The organism is Photobacterium sp., assembly GCF_057456235.1.
In genome coordinates this window covers 132,307-152,321 of record NZ_JBVCPH010000005.1, presented here as the reverse complement: position 1 = coordinate 152,321, position 20,015 = coordinate 132,307, and the positions used below count along the sequence as shown (strand labels likewise).

The 20,015-nt window shown below is 42.3% G+C and carries 20 protein-coding genes; 11 read left to right on the top strand and 9 right to left on the bottom strand.

The genetic code is table 11. The features are described from left to right. The first annotated feature begins 125 nt into the window (after positions 1-125). The 3 genes from nrdD (at position 126) to AC2204_RS07650 (ending at position 3,397) form a co-directional block, all read left to right on the top strand. Entirely contained in the window at positions 126-2,252 is a 2,127-nt protein-coding gene (nrdD, locus tag AC2204_RS07660) for an anaerobic ribonucleoside-triphosphate reductase (protein ID WP_318924927.1), read from the top strand. Between the two features lie 81 nt (positions 2,253-2,333). After that, positions 2,334-2,804 (top strand): anaerobic ribonucleoside-triphosphate reductase-activating protein, encoded by a 471-nt coding sequence (nrdG, locus tag AC2204_RS07655; RefSeq protein WP_318924926.1) that lies wholly within the window; start codon positions 2,334-2,336, stop codon positions 2,802-2,804. Between the two features lie 329 nt (positions 2,805-3,133). Beyond that, positions 3,134-3,397 (top strand): DUF2960 family protein, encoded by a 264-nt coding sequence (locus AC2204_RS07650; protein WP_318924925.1) that lies wholly within the window; start codon positions 3,134-3,136, stop codon positions 3,395-3,397. 111 nt (positions 3,398-3,508) lie between these two features. Here the strand turns inward: AC2204_RS07650 and AC2204_RS07645 are convergent, their stop codons facing one another. Together AC2204_RS07645 and AC2204_RS07640 are read right to left on the bottom strand one after the other, a co-directional pair. Continuing rightward, on the bottom strand, positions 3,509-4,285 hold the full coding sequence (locus AC2204_RS07645) for a hypothetical protein (protein ID WP_318924924.1): 777 nt from the start codon (positions 4,283-4,285) through the stop codon (positions 3,509-3,511). A gap of 99 nt (positions 4,286-4,384) precedes the next feature. After that, positions 4,385-4,798 carry a globin gene (locus AC2204_RS07640; RefSeq protein WP_318924923.1) on the bottom strand — a complete coding sequence of 138 codons (414 nt, stop codon included), beginning with the start codon at positions 4,796-4,798 and terminating at the stop codon, positions 4,385-4,387. 434 nt (positions 4,799-5,232) lie between these two features. Here AC2204_RS07640 and AC2204_RS07635 point away from each other — a divergent pair, with 434 nt between their 5' ends. Both AC2204_RS07635 and AC2204_RS07630 read left to right on the top strand, forming a co-directional pair. Then, the gene (locus tag AC2204_RS07635; protein WP_318924922.1) at positions 5,233-5,586 is read left to right on the top strand and encodes a DUF2750 domain-containing protein; all 354 of its coding nucleotides are present in this window, start codon (positions 5,233-5,235) and stop codon (positions 5,584-5,586) included. Between the two features lie 194 nt (positions 5,587-5,780). Next, positions 5,781-6,029: a hypothetical protein gene (locus AC2204_RS07630; RefSeq protein ID WP_318924921.1), complete on the top strand. Its 249-nt coding sequence runs from the start codon at positions 5,781-5,783 to the stop codon at positions 6,027-6,029. A 141-nt stretch (positions 6,030-6,170) separates the two neighbouring features. Here the strand turns inward: AC2204_RS07630 and AC2204_RS07625 are convergent, their stop codons facing one another. Then, positions 6,171-6,938, bottom strand: coding sequence for a 1-acylglycerol-3-phosphate O-acyltransferase (locus AC2204_RS07625; RefSeq protein ID WP_318924920.1), 768 nt, complete (start codon positions 6,936-6,938; stop codon positions 6,171-6,173). A gap of 548 nt (positions 6,939-7,486) precedes the next feature. Further along, complete coding sequence (locus AC2204_RS07620) at positions 7,487-7,975, bottom strand: GNAT family N-acetyltransferase (protein ID WP_318924919.1); 489 nt, start codon at positions 7,973-7,975, stop codon at positions 7,487-7,489. A gap of 169 nt (positions 7,976-8,144) precedes the next feature. Here AC2204_RS07620 and AC2204_RS07615 point away from each other — a divergent pair, with 169 nt between their 5' ends. From AC2204_RS07615 to AC2204_RS07605, 3 genes are all read left to right on the top strand, one after another. Then, a complete protein-coding gene (locus tag AC2204_RS07615) occupies positions 8,145-8,675 on the top strand; it encodes an NlpC/P60 family protein (protein WP_318924918.1) in 531 nt (176 codons plus the stop codon). A gap of 197 nt (positions 8,676-8,872) precedes the next feature. After that, positions 8,873-9,391 carry an aminoacyl-tRNA deacylase gene (locus AC2204_RS07610; RefSeq protein WP_318924917.1) on the top strand — a complete coding sequence of 173 codons (519 nt, stop codon included), beginning with the start codon at positions 8,873-8,875 and terminating at the stop codon, positions 9,389-9,391. Positions 9,392-9,632: 241 nt separating this feature from the next. Beyond that, the gene (locus AC2204_RS07605) at positions 9,633-9,806 is read left to right on the top strand and encodes a restriction endonuclease subunit S domain-containing protein (RefSeq protein ID WP_318924916.1); all 174 of its coding nucleotides are present in this window, start codon (positions 9,633-9,635) and stop codon (positions 9,804-9,806) included. Between the two features lie 114 nt (positions 9,807-9,920). Here the strand turns inward: AC2204_RS07605 and yjjG are convergent, their stop codons facing one another. Next, on the bottom strand, positions 9,921-10,601 hold the full coding sequence (gene yjjG, locus AC2204_RS07600) for a pyrimidine 5'-nucleotidase (RefSeq protein ID WP_318924915.1): 681 nt from the start codon (positions 10,599-10,601) through the stop codon (positions 9,921-9,923). Between the two features lie 300 nt (positions 10,602-10,901). Between yjjG and ribA the strand changes: the two genes are divergently transcribed. Further along, on the top strand, positions 10,902-11,954 hold the full coding sequence (gene ribA, locus AC2204_RS07595; RefSeq protein ID WP_318924914.1) for a GTP cyclohydrolase II: 1,053 nt from the start codon (positions 10,902-10,904) through the stop codon (positions 11,952-11,954). A 53-nt stretch (positions 11,955-12,007) separates the two neighbouring features. Here ribA and AC2204_RS07590 read toward each other — a convergent pair whose 3' ends face one another. Continuing rightward, positions 12,008-12,766: a substrate-binding periplasmic protein gene (locus AC2204_RS07590; protein ID WP_318924913.1), complete on the bottom strand. Its 759-nt coding sequence runs from the start codon at positions 12,764-12,766 to the stop codon at positions 12,008-12,010. A gap of 77 nt (positions 12,767-12,843) precedes the next feature. Between AC2204_RS07590 and AC2204_RS07585 the strand changes: the two genes are divergently transcribed. Next, positions 12,844-15,303 carry a response regulator gene (locus tag AC2204_RS07585; RefSeq protein ID WP_318924912.1) on the top strand — a complete coding sequence of 820 codons (2,460 nt, stop codon included), beginning with the start codon at positions 12,844-12,846 and terminating at the stop codon, positions 15,301-15,303. A gap of 40 nt (positions 15,304-15,343) precedes the next feature. Here AC2204_RS07585 and AC2204_RS07580 read toward each other — a convergent pair whose 3' ends face one another. The 3 genes from AC2204_RS07580 to AC2204_RS07570 all read right to left on the bottom strand — a co-directional run bounded on the left by AC2204_RS07580 (position 15,344) and on the right by AC2204_RS07570 (position 17,225). Continuing rightward, complete coding sequence (locus tag AC2204_RS07580) at positions 15,344-15,649, bottom strand: hypothetical protein (protein ID WP_318924911.1); 306 nt, start codon at positions 15,647-15,649, stop codon at positions 15,344-15,346. 175 nt (positions 15,650-15,824) lie between these two features. Next, positions 15,825-16,145 carry a glutamate synthase-related protein gene (locus AC2204_RS07575; RefSeq protein WP_318925034.1) on the bottom strand — a complete coding sequence of 107 codons (321 nt, stop codon included), beginning with the start codon at positions 16,143-16,145 and terminating at the stop codon, positions 15,825-15,827. Positions 16,146-16,325: 180 nt separating this feature from the next. Continuing rightward, positions 16,326-17,225, bottom strand: coding sequence for a chemotaxis protein (locus tag AC2204_RS07570; protein WP_318924910.1), 900 nt, complete (start codon positions 17,223-17,225; stop codon positions 16,326-16,328). A gap of 522 nt (positions 17,226-17,747) precedes the next feature. On the opposite strand from AC2204_RS07570, the gene AC2204_RS07565 reads away from it, so the two are divergent. Continuing rightward, positions 17,748-19,952, top strand: a complete 2,205-nt coding sequence (locus AC2204_RS07565; RefSeq protein WP_318924909.1) for a glycosyl hydrolase family 18 protein — start codon at positions 17,748-17,750, stop codon at positions 19,950-19,952. Positions 19,953-20,015: the final 63 nt, after the last annotated feature.

Sequence of the window (20,015 nt, the reverse complement as noted above, 5' to 3'; positions counted from 1 at the left end):
AAATGATTTAGATCAATGTTTGTTTTCCGGAATTCTCGCCTAATACACCACATCTTGTATTACCCAGATCACTAAGCCCTATATTTTGTGTTTTAGTGACAGTGTCATGTTCGTAGGAGCCCCGTGTGAAGCCTGTTGTGATTAAGCGTGATGGATGCCGTTTGCCGTTTAATACTATGCGTATTAAAGAGGCTGTACTTAGTGCTGCCGAGTCAGTTGAAGCTATGGATGAGGCATATGCAGCGTCGGTAGCTGACGGTGTGCTTTCTCAATTTATGTCTGTTGAGGAAGTGGATATTCATGCTATTCAGGACGCGGTTGAAAATCACCTGATGGTGGGCCCGCATAAAAATGTTGCTCGTGCTTATATCGAGTATCGCCACGATCGTGATATCCAGCGTGAAAAGAAAAGTACGCTAAGTGCCGAAATCTCCGGTTTAGTTGAACAGAGCAATGCTGATCTGCTCAATGAAAACGCAAACAAAGATTCTAAAGTGATTCCTACTCAGCGTGACCTGCTGGCCGGTATTATTTCTAAGCACTATGCGAAGAACCATATGCTACCTCGTGATATTGTTCATGCCCACGAGGCAGGACAAATTCACTACCATGATTTGGACTATTCGCCATTTTTCCCAATGTTCAACTGTATGATTGTTGATTTGGAAAATATGCTGACCAAAGGTTTTCGCATGGGTAATGCGGAAATTGACACTCCAAAATCCATTCAGACTGCAACTGCTGTCACGGCTCAGATTGTTGCACAGGTAGCAAGTCATACTTATGGGGGAACAACACTGAATCGTCTTGATGAAGTGCTTGCTCCTTATGTGACTGCGAGTTACAACAAGCACTTGAAAACGGGTCAACAGTGGGATGTTCCGTGTGCAGAAGATTATGCGAAGAAACTTACTGAGAAAGAAGTTTATGACGCTTTTCAATCGCTTGAATACGAGATTAACACACTGTTCTCAAGTAACGGCCAGACCCCATTCTTATCAATTGGCATTGGCCTTGGTACTTCATGGGAATCTAAGCTGATTCAAAAGGCAATTTTTGAAAACCGTATTGCTGGTTTGGGTAAGAATAAAAAGACCGCTGTTTTCCCTAAATTGTTATTTGCCATTAAAGACGGCATCAACCATAAACCAAGCGATCCTAATTACGATATCAAGCAGCTTGCTCTGGAATGTGCATCTAAACGTATGTATCCAGATATTCTTAACTACGACAAAGTCGTTGAAGTTACTGGTTCATTCAAAGCGCCAATGGGTTGTCGTAGCTTCCTTGGGCAATACATTGACGAGAATGGTCAAGAGATCCATGAAGGACGTAACAACCTTGGTGTAGTCAGCTTGAACTTGCCTCGTATTGCTATCGAAGCGGATGGTGATGAAGCGACATTCTTTAAGCTTCTTGATGCGCGAGTTCAGTTAGTTCGAAAAGCACTAGATACACGTATTGATCGCCTTCGTGGTGTGAAAGCGCGTGTCGCGCCCATTCTATATACCGAAGGTGCACTGGGGATCCGTCTTAACCCCGATGATGACGTCTTAGATATTTTCAAAAATGGCCGCGCTTCGATTTCTATGGGTTACATTGGAATCCATGAAACGATCAATGCCCTTTATGCAGACAAAGGCGAGCATATTTACGATAGTGAAGAGCTTCGTGAAAAAGGCATCGCAATCGTTAAGCGTTTAAAAGATGCCGTCGATTCGTGGAAACGAGAGACTGGCTGGGGTTACAGTTTATATAGCACACCATCTGAAAACTTATGTACTCGTTTCTGTTCATTAGATACAAAAGAGTACGGTGTGATCGAGAACGTAACCGACAAAGGTTATTACACCAACAGCTTCCACCTTGACGTTGAAAAAGCAGTTAACCCATACGACAAGATTGATTTTGAAATGCCATATCCAGCCTTAGCGAGTGGGGGTTTTATTTGTTATGGCGAGTATCCAAATATTCAGCACAACATTGAAGCACTAGAGAACGTCTGGGATTACTCGTATTCACGTGTTCCATACTACGGCACAAATACGCCAATTGATGAGTGCTATGAATGCGGCTTCTCCGGTGAGTTTGATTGTACCAGTAAAGGATTTACCTGCCCGAAGTGTGGTAATCATGATCCTAAGAAGGTCTCTGTAACGCGTCGTGTTTGTGGCTACCTCGGCTCTCCTGATGCCCGACCATTTAACGCGGGTAAGCAGGAAGAAGTTAAGCGTCGCGTAAAGCATATGTAAGCTAACTGGAACATAGCCGGTTGATCGCAAAACAGTGAATGGGAGTGCCTTAATGGCACTTCTTCTTTTGGTGAGTATAGAATGAATTACCATAACTATTATCCAGTTGATGTCATTAATGGACCAGGCACGCGCTGTACGTTGTTTGTCTCAGGTTGTGAGCATCAATGTAAGGGTTGCTATAATCAAAGCACCTGGCGCTTAGACGCAGGGCATCTGTTTACGCAGGCCATGGAAGATCAAATTATTCAAGACTTGAATGATCCCCGTATCAAACGCCGCGGGTTGTCTTTGTCTGGCGGCGATCCCCTGCATCCTGCGAATCTTGCTGCAGTATTACAACTGGTTAAACGGGTAAAAGCTGAATGTTGTGGTAAAGACATCTGGTTATGGTCAGGATATGTACTCCATGAGCTGACCGAGCAACAGCAAGAGGTTGTCAATCTCGTTGATGTGTTGGTCGATGGTAAGTTTGAACAAGAAACGCAGGATCCCTCACTCGTCTGGCGTGGCAGTGAAAACCAAGTCATTCATTATTTTGACAATGTCTAATGGTTCAGATTTGTTGATTCTCTAAAGTTGGAAAACTATTTGATCTTGATGAATATCAAACAAATTGTTGGTTTTATGTCGTTGAGCCGATGGGAAAAGTGAAGTTATCCACTGTTTCTGTGTATAACCATGGGAAAAGCAAGTGCATGAATGTCGGTATATCTCTAGATACAGAGCTTGAGCAGAACCGGAAAACAGGCTGGAGTGCAACGATGGTAAGGGCTCGCCTCTTCATTTTAAGTCTTACGCTAAATGAGACCATTTGTTCTTTCATCCCAAGCGTATCTAGGGTACATTCCCTCCCATTCCTGATCCGTAGGGGACCCCTGATGGCACGTACAATTATCTATACCTATAAAAATCAAGAGAAAGAACTAACCTTCTCATACGAACAATACCGTAACATTCATGAAGCAGTTGCTGTTGAAGAAGGGATTGATTTAAAAGAATTTCTTAAAATGGAACAGCAAATAGAAGCTGTTACAAAGAGTAGCAAAGCCGCAAGAGACTTTCGTGATAGTCACTTTAGAAAGTTAGGGTTCGGCAGAATTACGCTGGCTCAAAAAGAAAATCGTGGTGTAGGTAAAAAGTAATACACACGAAGTTACTTCAGTGATTGATCCCAATTAGGGTGCTGAACTCAGTACCCTCTGTTATTTATACCCAAGTGATATGATTCAGAGTGATGCCAGCTGGGTATATACTCAACGTATCTGCGTGCGTCGCTTAAAACCAAGATAAATATAATACCCTCCGATTGCAGCTATGAGGTGTTTTATGCTGTGTCCGCTAATTCCTCCCAAGAAAGCATAAATCTCGTCGTCATTCGATTCAGCCCACTTTGCTATCACATAAGCAATCAAAGCATACAGGTAGTATTGACGGAGTGAGAAACGAGGTGAAAACAAGTATAAAATTAGCGGGAAGTGGATAATAGGGATCACTTGCACCAGCACATAGGCGGCTATATTACCCCGTCCGGTTATCTGGGTGCCGTGATACCAATAGATGACTGATAGCAGCCCATAGACGACCATTGGAAAGAACAGCCATCGACCAGCATCCCGTGACACATATTCACTGAGCATAATGCAATAAAGCGTAATAAAGGTGAGTGTGATAGGAATGCGGTCCAGCATTAAGGTGAAATGATTCGGAGTAAGGTGATAATAACTGGAACCGAAAAAGGCCATTATCATGCTGATAAAGAAAAAAGGGTAAAGATGGGTGACGGCAGGTTCGTGAGCGAAAGAATGACGATCAGTAAAAAGCGACAGTCCTTTAAAACCGACCCACAAGAACGGCAGGTTGGAGATAACGTTCCAAAAATTTTGAATGCCTAACAGCGTGCGGTTATCGGCGTAATCGTAAAAATGACGACTTTGCCTGATAGGGGAATAAATCAAAGCCAGCAGGATCAGTACAATGGCGATACCAATAAGCAACAGCACTTTTTTGTGATATGGAGATAATGTTTTCATTTATCGCCTGATTTGCTATGACGATTGTCTGTAAAGATAATATGGCAGCTCAGTAGCTAAAGGTCGTGTGAGGGGTGATACTGTCTGTCGTGTTATATCCTATATGCTGGCATCGACACGGCATTCTTTTTTCATGATTTCCATCCCCTCATTAAAACAAGCATGCCATGCCTGTTTCACTTCATCGTCGTACAGGGGGTCGCAAATTTGTACCGCAGACAGCAAGCAGTCGAACCAGATATCAAAATCCATCGGATTGACTCCTAACCCTTCGGGGCCATGGCGTTTACCAAACTTTCTGACAGACTCACGAGCCTCACCGGATGTATTGGCCAGCATAATGATAATTAACGAGGCTTTAAGCATTTTTATTTGTCTGCCCATATCTACATTGGCAAACATGAGCTGAAATTTGTCATTTCGGCTACAGAAAATGTCATAGAAAATCGTAAGAAATCTTGGGTTTCGGAGACATCTGGCATAGCTGTCATTATAGCGTTCATGAAATTCCATACTGCCCCTTTTATATTTTTTTATCGAATATATTTATTGCATGTCTATGTAATATAGCGTTTGTCTGCCACCTTAAACTGACCAATAGAAGTATGCCACTACAGACTTACTCTTTAATACTATGAATAGAATGATTCTATTGGCAACTAATAATATGCAAATTGCACATCGGTGAGCTGATCTCCCTGCTCATTGGACTTTTGGTAAGGGGAAGTCGTCAAAGTTGATGCCATACTTACACATCATGCACTTGGATTGCCAGAGAAAGCGCTGAATCATCCATTTTTAAGTAGTTTGGATATAGTTATTGCCGTTTAATGACGAATTAATCACGCCATTGTCTGATTCAATGATAAAATAGTGCTATTAAGTGGCTTCGACTGTGAACCTGATGCCACAGCATGCCGTACCGGCGTTAGAAAAGAGAGAATAGAATGACTAAGCTAACTGCAGATATTCAAGCGAACAGTGAACTATTTGTTACTGAAACACAAGATACTCACGTGGTGTGGGGGCTGTGTAACGAAGAAGGTGACTGGTTATCTGTTGAATCTTCAGAGTTTGAAGAATCAGAGGTCATGCCTTTTTGGTCAAGCGAGGCAAACGCGAAGGTTCATTGTGTTGAGGAGTGGGCTGAGTTTGTCCCGACGAAACTGCCTTTAGATGTATTTGTTCAAGACTGGATGATTACATTGTCTGAAGATGGCGTGCTTGTGGGATTGAACTGGAATGCAAATCTTGAAGGTTCTGAAATGGAACCTTCAGAAGTTGCAAAGCTGTATCTATAATACGCCTTAAATGAAGAGCCACCTCATCATTGATGTGGCTCTACTTCTCTAACCACTATATTTAGTCTATTTCCCCCGCCATTGCTTCTACAAATACCCGAGATAACCTTTCCTTAACACAGCATAATCTAAGTGTTACCTACGATAGAATTTCAACTATATTTAGAGTGAGTGGTTAATAAGGGGATGATGTTATGGTTTTGTCTGAATGTCGTCAGTTAATGGCAGAACACACCTTAGTTGAAGCACGGATAGTCCATGACTTCCTGAGTGCAGGCTGGAGCATTAACTTTAAAGATCGTGAAGGAAATGAATATCCGGTAACTGATATCACAGGTGTACCCTGTAGCTATGATACATTAAAACAAGCAGAAGGCGTTATTCATCAAGTGGGGGATTGCCCCATTTCAGTGGATAGCTTATTCCGTTTCGCAGAGCGTTAAAATGAATAAGAAATAGGGAAGTTATTGTGAAGTGGATTATGCTTCTCGCATGTTAAGTAGAAAAGAGCATCTAGTGGATGCTCTTTTAATAGTGTAGCTATCGAGATGATGTGCCTTGCAGCTTAAGCTGAAAATATTGAATCATCCTGAATTTGTTTCAAACTGTTTTTTTGATTTTTCTTTTCCCAGTTCTATACATTCGACTTCAGCATCCAGCTCAGCAATTTTATCAGACATCAGCTTGTGACAGTAATCTGCGAGTTGTCGTGCGTCTTGTATCTCGTATTTGCTTACATCAATAGGGGCGAGCATCTCGGCGATAACCACACCATTATCTCGTCGGTTTAGATCTATTTTATTATGCGTTGTGCTGACACACATCGGTATGATCGGCACGCCTGCTTCAATCGCCATACGAAATGCTCCACTTTTAAAAGGCTGTAATCCACGGCCTTTGCTGCGGGTACCTTCGGGGTATACCCAAACAGATAAATTGCGTTTATGGATGGCTTCAGCGACCTGCTGAATGGTATTTCGTGCTTTGGATTTATTTTCACGATCGATCAGAATGTTCCCGGTGATCCAATATAATGTTCCAAAAAACGGAACCCAGAGCAAACTTTTCTTACCGAGAGTGACTGTTCGTGGCTGCAGCATGCCGGGATCAGTGACAAAATCAAAGACACTCTGGTGATTTGAAATATAAACACTCTTGTCGGTACTGGCGGCTTTTTCAGTACCGCGCTGAATAAGCTTTACGCCCGCGATTTTTTGTAGCTGGTTAAACCAGCGGCAGAAAAAATAAACGTGTTTAGGATCGCGAGGGCTGAATAAGCAGTAAATCAAAGCGAAAAAGGTTGTAAAAACAACAAATATCGCCGCAATAACTAAGCGGATAAAAGAAAGCACACGGACTCCTTTGTCAAAAACTATAATCTCGTCGTATCGAGATACTCAAAACGGGTCTCGAAAAATTGATAACCTAAACCGGTTTCCTGCTAGGGGTGTTTTTACTAAACACAACAATCAGTTCTATAGGATTACCGCTGGTAAGCAAATGATCTGTCCGCATTATGAAACTATTTGCTTTTTTTAGCTATATTATGATGCTAATTGGTTGCTTTTCAGTCGTCTTTGGCCGTCATGCGCACACTTTGTATCCAGTTTAAGTCAGGAGAACTGGATTAATGGCCACCAGCGAGATAACCAGTATCGCCATAAGGCGATAAATAGCAGTAATTGATGTGGAGCATTCATTTTTCTCGTGATATCACTCGCACAAGCCAGTATAGAGTACGAATTGTCTGGATATTCTCGCTTATATAATTCATATATGTCTAATATATCGGCACTGCTGATGTGCAGGATTAATTAAAGTGTAATGATTATCTTCTGTTGTGTGAAGTTTGAGGCTAGCGCGAGCATAGCCTCTTTTTTTTGTTCTGAGAATAGACATTCTATCTGTTTTCGCCTAAATACTTAGTCATGTTATAGCGTTCAAATGCAATATTGTTTCTTAGTGAGAGCTCTGTTTCGATTGCTATAAAACCCATTTTTTCAAACATTCCTTTTGATATTTTACTTGCGGTCACACTGATAAAAGTTTGTTTGTCGGCGATGGCGATGGTTTCCAGATGCTGATAAAGCTGTTGACCGACCCCCTGACGTGAGAACTCAGGCAAGACATAAAGTAGTGTAAGATGGTTCGTGGGATGAAGCTGAGCGAAGCCAATCGGGTTTCCCCTATGGTCTGCGGCTAGATAGGTGTACCCTTGCAGCAGGATGGTCTGAAATTCATCAAAATGCTGCAAAGGGAAGCTGGCCCACATATCGATCTGGGCCTGGGTGTAATGTCCTTTACCGGAAATTGCAGCCGCTCGGCTATAAATTTGAGCAAGCCTCGGTGTATCTTCTATTGCAAATGGACGAAGCGTAAAATCTGGCATAACGTTTACTTTTCGAATGAGTTGTTGGCGTTAGTCATGCCGGTCTATGAGGCATGATGATGACTTTTATAGCACTTGAGCTGCAGGAGCGTCAGTAGGACTATTCAATAACCGATAGGTTGTACCATAATGATGACTTTATTAAAACGACCTTGAAATGCAGAATTCAGTGAAGAATAACGCTCATAATGTCTTACTCGGCTTGCTGTTGTCGAGCATCGTCGGATGTTCTTCGACCGTTGTGATCGCGCCGTCTGAGCCTGCTTATCATCCGGTTGGCAATGATCTTTCTCCGGGTAAAAAAGATCGTCCAACCCTCACGACAGATGCTTATGATCCCTCGGGTGTATTTGATTATGTTTATGACAATTGGAAAGGCACACCCTATCGGTTAGGGGGGGCAAGTAAACGAGGTATTGATTGCTCTGCTTTTGTACAGGTGGGTTATTTCACTGTGTATGACAAAATGTTACCGCGAACAACGAGTGAATTGGCGAAGTTGGGGCAGTCAGTTTTGGTGTCTAATGCTAAAGAAGGTGATTTGATCTTTTTCAAAACCGGTTATCGCTTACGGCATGTCGGCATTTATTTAGGTAATTCAGAGTTTTTGCATGCATCCACATCGCAAGGTGTCATTATCTCTCGCTTGGATAATCCGTACTGGCGTCGAGCATTCTGGCAGGTACGGAGAATAAACTGACAAGTCCACAAATCTACAAGCGGTAATAGTCAGTTTTTTTACCGGCTAATCTCCCCCTGTTTACCCCATTTAATTCGCAAAAAAGCGCCTCTGGCACCATACTTTTTCTGTAGACGGAATACCAATCTCACGGCTTCTCCCAATTTTGTTCATTAGGGTGATCAATGGGGCTGGTATACATTACTCAGGAGGTAATTATGGCCATCGCAATTACGGTAGGGCAATTTTTGAATAGTCATAATATTGATTTTAGCCTTACTCCTCATCGTCATACCGATACATCATTCAGTTCAGCGATTTCGGCTCATGTGCCTACGGCACAAGTTGCCAAGTCTGTGGTGTTAAAAGATCAACAAGGTGACTATTTGATGGCAGTGGTTCCGTCAAATCGTCGAGTGATGATTGATAAGATTAATCGTATGACGGGAAAACAGTATTTTCTTGTCGCTGAACATGAGCTTGCTCATGTTTTTCAGGATTGTGAACCTGGCGCAGTACCTTCAATAGGCCAAGCCTATAAAGTGGGTATGTTGATTGACGACTTGTTACTGGAACAAGAGGATATCTATATTGAGGCAGGTGATCATGAAAACCTGATCCACTTAGATGGCAAGCAGTTTCATAAAATTATGCAAGATGTTAAACATCAAAATATCAGTGGCTATCGTATGTTGTTTTCTCAGCAACATGACGGCAGACATTGGGAATGGGAGTAGTGTGTTTGAACGTATCCGGTAAGCCTGCAGGTTTGTCGGATGCGTCAGCTTGTTAAGTTAAATAGCAATACCCGGCAAGAGGTGTGAACTTTTTGCAATGCGATGATTATCTCTTCCCCTGCAAATCAGCATCTGACCTTAGCGTCTAAATTCTCGTTGAAACGCGCATCTTGAGATTACTTGGGTATATAATGGTGTCAGCGAAACTTGACACACATTGAATGTAAGAAAGAGATTTATCATGCAAGATGATTTAAACCTGATTAATCAAGATGAAGTAAATAAAGAACCTGAACTGCCAATCCCTTCGATCGAAGAGCAAAAGCGTATTGTTGCTGAGTTAAAGCGTCTTGAAGATGCTGGCGAACTAACTCCTGAAATTCTTGAAGAATTCATGACGGGCAAACGCAGTTAGACCCAAACCGTTAAGTTTATACTAAGCTTTTCGTCTAAACGGCCTCTTTGCGAGGCCGATTTTAATTAAGCTGAGTAATATTAGGTTGGCTTGGCCCTTATGAGGCGAGCAAGATCAAGCCTTATCGAGTAATAAGGCATGTAACTCAGTTAATGATGCTACCTGGTAGTGAGGCTCTATCCCTTCTGGGACATCGTGGCCATGAACATTTAGCCAGCAGGTATCGATTCCGGCATTCAGGCCGCCAAGGATGTCTGAGTGAGGGTTATCACCAATCATCAACACTTGATCTTTATCCGGGTAACCCATTTGTTCAAATGCATATTCGAAAATACCTGGGTTCGGTTTTGCAACTCCGACTTGTTCCGAAATGATCAGGGAAGAGAAGTGATCTTGCAATCCGGTTCGCGCTAAACGAATGTGTTGGAGTTCGGTAAAGCCATTGGTAATAATCCCTAGGTTGGCTTTTTTTGTCAGGGAGGTGATCAGTTTTTCTGCACCGGGCAGGAGAGTGCAAATGTCAGCCATCGCCGTTAAGAATGCACTATTAAGGGTTTGAGTGGTGACACTCAGTTTTTCAGCCCAGGGCTCAAAACGTATGGTTTGCAGTTGTTGGGCGGTGATTTTCCCATCTTGATAATCAACCCATAATGGCTTATTGACTGTTTGATAGTGGCTAAAATCGTGTTCAGTAAAATTGATGTCAAAGCGTGAGAACATCAGTTGTAACCCTTTAAATGCATCGAAATGAAACAGGGTTTCGTCTGCATCAAACAGTATCCATTGGTATTTCATTATTCTGTTTCTCCAATCACTTTCACGTAGTACTTTGACCGCCGGGGGATCTTATGAAAGGACATTCTAATCTAATTTTCTTTAAATATATCAATATATTTTGGCATCAAATGATCAGCTGTCGTATCTGCATCTGGCCAACCTGCCGCGAAAGGGCTGGCAGGGATGATGATGTCGCCGAGGTTAAATTTGTTGCATTTATGTTTATATAGCTATACTCACATGTATTGAGGAAAAGACAATAAGGACGTTGGTAACCTAGCTTAACTCTCCCTTTATCGCAGGCAAGGAGTGAATGATATGGTTGATGAAATACATTTTTATGAACCCGAAGATGATCATGGTTTCTTATCCAACTTTGCACTAAGTCCCATCTGTTTAAGTGATGTAGTTTGGCCAAGTAGTGAGCATTATTATCAGGCCCAAAAGTTTATCGAACCTGGCATTCAGCAACAGATCTTAGCTGCAAAAACACCTGCAGCCGCGTTTAAATTAAGTCGAATTTATGCCGATCAGGTTAAAAAAGACTGGTTGGACGTGCGCCATGCGGTTATGCAATATATTGTGTTCGAAAAATTTCGCCAGAATCCATTTTTTACTCATTTACTTGTGGCTACCGGTGATCGTGTTCTCAAGGAACATTCGCACCAAGACGCTTACTGGGGAGATGGAGGCGACGGGAACGGGCGTAATGAGCTAGGCAAGATTTTGATGGATATCCGCAGTTACTTTTCAGTGAAAGAACCGTTTAATCTGGTGCATTGTATTGATAGTGCGAAGCTTCCTACCAAGTGGGGAATGTTTCACATGTATGGTTTTATTGAACCTTCCACAGGGAAAGAGCACTTAGCATTAGTTTATGGTGATCTTGTTCCGGAATCGGCGGTATTGATCCGTCTCCATTCTGAATGTCTGACCGGGGATGCACTGTTTAGTGCCCGTTGTGATTGCGGTTTTCAGCTAGCGCGAGCGATGGAAAATATTGTCAATGAAGGTAGCGGTGTCTTGTTTTACTTAAGGCAGGAAGGCCGAGGTATAGGCCTGATCAATAAAATTCGGGCGTATCACTTGCAGGACAACGGGGCCGATACGGTTGAAGCAAATGAACAATTGGGGTTTGCTGACGATATGCGGGATTATTCTTTCTGCCGCGGTATGTTGAGTTTTCTTAACATTACATCGGTTAGACTAATGACCAATAATCCTCGCAAGGTAGATGCATTAACGAAAGTTGGTATCCATATTTCAGAGCGTGTCTCTTTGCAAGAAGGAAACAACCCTCATAATGAATTTTACCTGAAAACTAAAGCGGATAAACTTGGTCATATGTTTACACCTGAATTTATAAAATAGCAAGTTATGGACAAGCCACTTCCAGATAGTTGTGGTTTTTTGACTGATTTTTTCTAGAGATATTTTTTGATGATAGAATCAATTTCTCCTGATTTTTTGATTTTTTTTAAGCGTTCATTAATGAATCTTTTTATTTCTTTATCCATATCAGGATCAAATGCCAAATATATGGGGTAGTCTGGAATGACTGAACTGAATGATTGCATGTGGAAACTGGCGGAATCCAATTGTTGTTTATTGATGTTATATTTAACGCGTGATTCCATTTCAACAAAGGCTGTTTCTCCGGGAAGCTTGTTTATCACACGAAATGCTGCAGTATAATCCTTAACCCTGAGCTCTTCTATGCTGCCGTTTTGGAAATAGGGTAAAAGTGGCGGGTAATCAAAACCATGAAGCAGTACAATTATTTTATCATTTAGATCTTCTATTGTTTTGAACTTAAATTTTTTTTTGCTACTGCTCACAAGGGTATGTTTAACATTATATATTGGTATATCAGATAGGTTTTCGGCTTGTACTCCCCCCCATTCAGGGCTGCCATAGGTAACCCAATTGGTTTTTTCACCGGACTCTAATAGGGAGATCATCCGATTAAAAGGGTATGTGTGATAATCGATTTTATATTGGCTGTTAGCAAAAATGGCTTTAACAATGTCGGTGACCATTCCTCTGTGATTCTCATTGCCTTCCTCGATTTGAAGTGGTGTTGCTTGCTTGGTAATCACATAGTAATTAATGGTTTCAGAATCAGCGTAAAAACTAGTGCAACTTAACGTTAACGCTGCAGAAAGTAGATGTTTTTTTCTCATTATGTATCCTTATCTAACTATTCCAGAGTAATAGTGATTATTATGTTAGTTGAAGACCAATAAGATGCGAGTTAGGGATGAATAAAACGTATCATAAAGCGAAAGCAAATAGAAATGTTGGTTTGGCTAAACAGCTATTATTTACAATTCTATTAATGAGCTCTACGTTTACTCTGATTATTACCGGGTTAAATGTCTATCTTGATTATAAAGAAGACTTGGCCAGTATTGATGAAAGACTGCTGCAGATCGAGAAAAGTAATTTATCGAGTTTAACATCAAGTCTTTGGGTTGAAGACCGTGAACAGTTACAGATACAGGCTGAGGGCATTATGCGCTTGCCTGATATTCACTTTTTGTCGATAACCGATGACGATGGCATTATCCTCCAATTAGGGAGTGAACTGAAAAAATATAAGCATGAAAAATCATGGCAGATGATTCATTCTCTGGCCAAACGCGATTATAAATTGGCCACGTTACGTGTTCAGTCAGATATTTATGGCATCTATCAGGGGGTGTTTGATAAGTTTATCATTCTGCTGCTCTCTCAAACGATTAAAACCTTCTGTGTTGCCATATTTATTCTCTATATCGTCTATAGACTTATCGTCCGTCATATTATCGCAATGTCACAAGCCGTTAGTGCGTTTGATGATGATCGAGTACCGGGAAAATTACATCTTGATGAAAGACTATTTGATGATGAAATCACAGTTTTAAGTAAAACCTATAACCATACGGTTGAGCGTATTCGTATAAATTATCAAGAGTTGCAAAAAGCGAAAAAAGAGGCTGAAGAAGCTAGTCGGATGAAAAGTGAGTTTCTGGCGAATATGAGCCATGAAATTCGGACACCAATGAATGGCATTATTGGTTTGTCTTCTTTACTGCAAGATATGGAGATGCCGGAAGACCAGAAAGAGTATATAACAATGCTTCATACATCATCTCTTACTTTACTGGGCTTAATTAACGACATTCTTGATTTCTCTAAAATTGAGGCGGGTCGTATGGAACTTGAACATACAGCACTGAATTTGTTTGAGTTGAATAAAGAAGTTGAGGCGCTTTTTTTGGTTAAAGCTGCTGAAAAAAAACTCCATTTTGAGTGTCATATTGACCGTCAGATCTCTCCCTTATTGTTGGGTGATGCCACTCGGCTGCGTCAGGTATTGAGTAATTTAGTAGCTAATGCGATCAAGTTTACCGAAGACGGCTATGTGCATCTTGGTATTCGATTGGAAACCGAAACTGACAATGTGGCGACGGTGCGATTTGATGTAACCGATAGTGGCCCTGGCGTTGCCCCGGAGAAACATGAAGTGATTTTTGAACAATTTCAACAGGCAGATGGCACGACGACGCGAAAATATGGCGGTACGGGTTTAGGTCTTACGATTTGTCGAAGAATTGTCCGCCTAATGGGGGGGGAACTGGAAATAGCCAGCGAGATCGGTAAGGGAAGTCGTTTCTTTTTCAGTTTGACGTTTGATAAAAATCTTCTGGCATCCGCATCGCTAGAAGGCAGTCAATCTTTATCTGAAGTTTCGGTGCTTTTGGTCGATGACAGTATGCTGAATATGCGCATCACTTCATCCCAGTTGAATAATTTAGGTGCAAAATCGGTATGTTGTGAAGATGCTACGAAAGCCGCGAGTTATGTGCAAGAGGCTATTATTCGCCAAGACCCCTTTGATTTAGTTTTACTCGACAAGGTGATGCCGAAATTAGATGGCTTCACATTGGCGAGGCAGCTTAAATTACAGTTTGGCCAGCAATGCCCGAGATTGATGATGATCTCCGCCGGGCCACAGCCTGGTGATGAAGCAAGGGCTAAAGAGTGCGGAATTCTTATTTATTTGTCGCGACCATATAAAGAGATCAATTTAAAATGGGCTCTTAAGCGGCTTGTCATGACCGATGTGGCCGAATCAGAAACTGTTGCCAGTAATAGTCTAATGGAGAGTGAATTTACCACACCTGATACCCCGTCTATGACCCCATTGATGCCAATCCCTGAAGCGTTTATTCAATCCGTACAAACAGCGAATAGTCGTTTATATGAAAGTTTGGATTTTGTCAGATCAGATAATCAAGTCGTCGAGACAGAAAAGAGAGGTAAGGCGAAGCCGGCCTCAAGAGGGCGGGTTTTAGTGGCTGAAGATACCAGTGTGAATCAGAAAGTTGCCAAAATGATGCTGGAGAAGCAGGGGGTTGAAGTGTTCATTGCAGCGAACGGACAAATAGCCGTAGAGATGCATCAACAGCAGGCCTTCGATTTGATATTCATGGACTGTCAAATGCCGGTTCTTGACGGATTTGAGGCAACCTTAGTCATTAGAGAGTCAGAACCCCAAGGTTTTCATGTGCCTATTGTCGCGTTGACGGCAAATGTGGTGAAAGAAGAAAGAGATAAATGTTTAAATGTCGGAATGGATGATTTCGTATCAAAGCCGGTTAGTCAGAAAACCCTGTCACAGATTCTGGATAAGTATCTGATATCATCTCAAGGCTCTGATCGAACCTCGTTATAGTTTGTCATTATCGGTAAGTGTATCCGGCGACCAGGTGCAGTTAAACAGTCGGTAAACCTGTAAAAACACCTTGTTCCCGATTGTATAGATTAATAACCACAGTCAGGGTTTCAGCTTGTGTATCTTCAGAAATATTCTGGATAACATAATATTTTATCTCTTTTTTCATTAGTGACTGATCGACTAATGTAAGCAGGCTGTCATTGATATTTCCGGTGACTGTGATGGTTTCTACAAACTGATACCCGCCATATTGTATTTCAGGTTGAGAAATCAGCTCAGGGGCTGCGTTTACTGATAATGTTGGTGTGGATAATATCAGTGCTAGTGCAATACGTTTAATCATCAGATAACTCAAGGGTCTATAATGCTGAACTTTAAGAGTTAAACTTTGCCACGGTTATTTTTTATAATGTCAGGGTACAGTTAAATTCCGATGGCTGGGGGCTGTATTTTCCAGTTAATAATTACGGGCAAGTCAGTGTTTTAACGGAGCGATGCTTAACCTAATTGTTCTTCGGCTATTGGTGGTTTTCATAAAGCTTTTCTAGTGCAACGGATAAGCCATTCCCAGCCACAATGCGAATATGGCTTTTATTGAGGTCTCTGGCATGTGTGACGCCACATGAATGGGCAATTAATCCCAACCCGTAAATTATGTGCTTGTTATAGTTAGCCACCCGCTGAGTTTTGTCTTTTACGTTCAAGCCCTGCTGTAACCGTTTGTTGTGGGTGGTGATCCCGGTTGGGCAGGTGTCTTTGTTACATTGCATTGCCTGGATGCATCCTAATGCAAACATATATCCACGAGCTGAAACGATAAAGTCTGCGCCTAATGCAATAGCCCAGGCAACTTGTTAACACTTAAAGTCATGAAATTAATTATAATCACCCCCATCAGTCGATATCGTAATAGTAGTTTAGGAAAAGCAGAAGGTGATTAAATTTTAAATGAATAAGGGCACTGGCCATGCCCTATAGTTTAGCTGGCTGATCTTAGGGGAGGTTGTTGAATATGACGGTTAAGCCGTTGCTGCGTGTTGCTCTGCGCCTCGTAGCATGGCATGGATTAACTCATTTGCTTCGAATTTCGTCAACGCTTCATGAGCACCAACCTGATGAGCCTGAGATACGCTGATTTCACTTGAGAGAGAAGTATGCAGAATAATGTAAATAGTGTTCAGTTTTTCGTTATTCTGAACCTCAAAAGCCAATTCGTAGCCATCCAAGCCAGGCATTTCGATATCGCTGACAAGAATATCAAAGGGTTCACCAGCTTCAGCGGCTCGTTTCATCATATTCAGAGCATCCAGACCATTAGTGGCAATGAAATACGGAATGCTGATGCTATCTAAAGCTTGTGATAGCTGACGTCTGGCAACAGCAGAATCATCAACAAGAAGAATTTTCAACGGTCGTAGAATTTCCCGTTCAACATCCGTTAATACCGGATGCAAGCTATCTGGATCGGCGGGGAAGATTTTTGACATCAGCAATTCAACATCAAGTAACTGAACCAGCTTGTCCTCGACTTTGGTGATACCAGTGACGTATACGTTATTGCCGAGAGAGGCTGGTGGGGCATCGATATCATGCCAGTTACATTCGGTTATTTTATTGATCCCACGGACCAGAAAACCAACCAGCTTACGTTGACAGTCAGTGATGATGATATAGCACTTTTTAATTTCATCGTTACTGAGTGGCGGATAACCAACGGCCTTAGCCATATCGATCACTGGCAGAGTGACTCCCCTCAAACTCGCTGCCCCTAATACCGTAGCATGAGAATGAGGTATTGCAGTGAGTTTTGTATAGGGAACGATCTCTTTAACCTTGAGGGTACCAATAGCAAAAGACTGGTTTTGAGTGAGCTGAAAAAGCAACATGCCCTGAGACTGATTGGTTGCGCTTTTAATCATTTTTCGATCCCTTATTTACAAGCTAACAGCATACACGATGCGTTGAATATAACACTTTGAAGCATAGTAACCTTTTAAAACCTGTATAGGAATTAGGGGTATCAACTTTCTGATTATTTGTCATTGGTAATAGGTCTGCTGCCGGTAGATTTTCTTTGTGAAATATCCTCAGCAAGCATTCATCTCGGATTGGCATCTGGGATGCACAATTGGGATGAGGGTGCGAAAAACAGCAGAAGATTGAGATCTTATTGCATTATTCGTACAACACACATCTAAGATCTTTAATTATTTTTCGCGAAGGAAAAAAACATCGTTAACACTAGTGAAGCATTAGCAAGTCAATTGATATTTGTTTAACTGACTGTGATTAAAAGCAGTTCTGTATTAAGAGAAATTATAAAGGCGAATGCATATCAGGGCTTACAAATATTGAGCCTGAGCTAATGTGAATTGCAGATCCTTACTGTGAAGTAAAGGTGGCAATTGATGTTTTTATTGACCAATACGTGGAGAACAAAAATGCAAAAAGGATTGAATCTGAGCAAACTGGCCGGCGTGGTTACCGCAGTATTAATGGCCGGGGTAGCTTCTACAGCCCAAGCAGCGCCGACTCATGATAAAAATGTGATTGGCTATCTTACCCAGTGGGAAGCATGGAAAGGCACTAACGAAGGTTTCAGCGTTAAGGGAGAAGCGACACACCTGAATGTCAATATGGATATTTATTCCATACTCAATTTTTCATTTTTCGGTGTAGCGAAAGATGGCTCGCTACACAGTGGCGATTTGCGTAATAAGAGCATCTATCAATCTACAGCGGTGCAAGAACCAGGTCCGTTACTGCATCCTGATGTTTACTCAAGCTGGGATTTTCATATTTTGTGGGGGGAGTTGGAATACATTAACCAGTATCCAGTTAATGAACCCTGGGATGCAGAAAACTATCGTAAAGTGCAGGAGCAGGGCTTCGTAAAAAATGGTAGTGGTTGGTTACATCAACCGACAGGGATTACCGGTCAGTACCCGATCCCTTTGAAAAAAGCCGGCGGCGCTCCGGGGTTAATTGGTTTGGCACATCAAAAAGGGGTCAAGGTAATGGCCTCGTTAGGTGGTTGGAGTATGTCGAAGCATTTCCCAGAAATGGCTAGTGATCCCGTCAAGAAGGCCCGCTTCCTTGCCGATGTCGACAAGCTGATGGCCTTGGGTTTTGACGGTATCGATATTGACTGGGAATTCCCCGGAAGTGGCGGTATGAACTTCGCGGGAAGTCCGACAGACTTTGCTGACTTTGAGCTGTTGATGGAAGACATCCGCCAGCAGATTGGGCCGAACAAACTGCTAACCGCAGCTTTCTCGGCTGCGCCGTCAAAACTCGAAGGTTATAACTGGTCACGTCTTGTTGCTTCCATGGATTATTTCAACATGATGACCTATGACCTTAACGGAGGGTGGTCAAACGTAGCTGGCCATAATTCGCCGCTTTATGCTTATCCAGAAGAAGAGTATGCCGAATTTAACCTGGACTACCTGCGTAGCTGGATGGCAGCTAAAGGGGTTCCGTCAAATAAAATCAACTTTGGTGCCGCGTTCTATGGCCGAGGTGTCCAGACCACTGAACCTGTGGCTTATGTAGGTGCCCCGACAGATAAACGAACAGTGAACTTTAGTGTTGACGGCCCGACAAGTTCGTCCGTTGATCTGGATAACTGGAAAGTATTCGAAGGCCAGCCAAACTATAACTATATTATTAAGCAGCCGGGGTGGGAGCACAAATGGGACGTCAATGCTGAAGTGCCTTATGCGGTTAAAGGGAAATACTTCCTAAGTTATGATGATGTACCCGCTATCGAGAAGAAAGCACAGTACATTGTTGACAATAATCTGGGCGGCGTAATTGTTTGGCAGGTTCACGGCGATATTAAGTGCGAAGGCACCTTTATTAATCGTGGTCCCATGTTAAAAGAATGTACCAAGTTGAGTTCTCCACTTGCAGAAACTATTGATCGTGTCTTCAGCGCTGGCACGGTAGTAAACAATACGCCAGTTTTAACCGTGCCTGGTGCTCAAGCGGCAAATTCCGGTCAGGTGATCAGCTTTATTGTCTCGGCCACAGACGCAGATGCTGATCCACTTACATTTACAGCAGTTAACGCAACGGTTATCGATAACGGTAATGGTAGTGCCACAGTAACCTATAAAGCGCCAAATACAGCCTCTGACTTGAATGAAGTGGTAACCGTCAAGGTGACCGATGGTCGCAAGAGTGTCACTAAAGACGTTGTTGTAAATGTTAAAGGCTCAGGTGTTGTTGAAAACAGCGCACCGGTCTTAACCGTTCCTGCAACGGTTATGGCCAATAGCGGCCAAGAAGTGGTTATAGCTGTATCTGCACAAGATGCTGACAATGATCTACTGACCTATAGTGCGTCAACTGGCACGATAAAGGTTACCGCAGCAGGGGCTGATATTGTCTTTATGGCGCCAGTCATTCAAACAGATACGACCGTTGATGTTGTGGTTACGGTGACAGATGGTCAGGCAACTGATTCTGCAACAGTTGTGGTAACGGTGAACGTTGCTGGCACTGATGCGTGGGATGCCAATATTGTCTATAACACAGGTGACCGTGTTGTCGTTAATGGCGTGACATATGAAGCCAAGCATTGGACCAAGGGCGATAACCCAGAGCAAAGTGGTCCATGGGGTGCCTGGAAAAGAGTGTAATTGATTAAATTTTGCCATTAATCAATAGCCGCCTTCTCAGAAGGCGGCTTTATTATTTCTGAA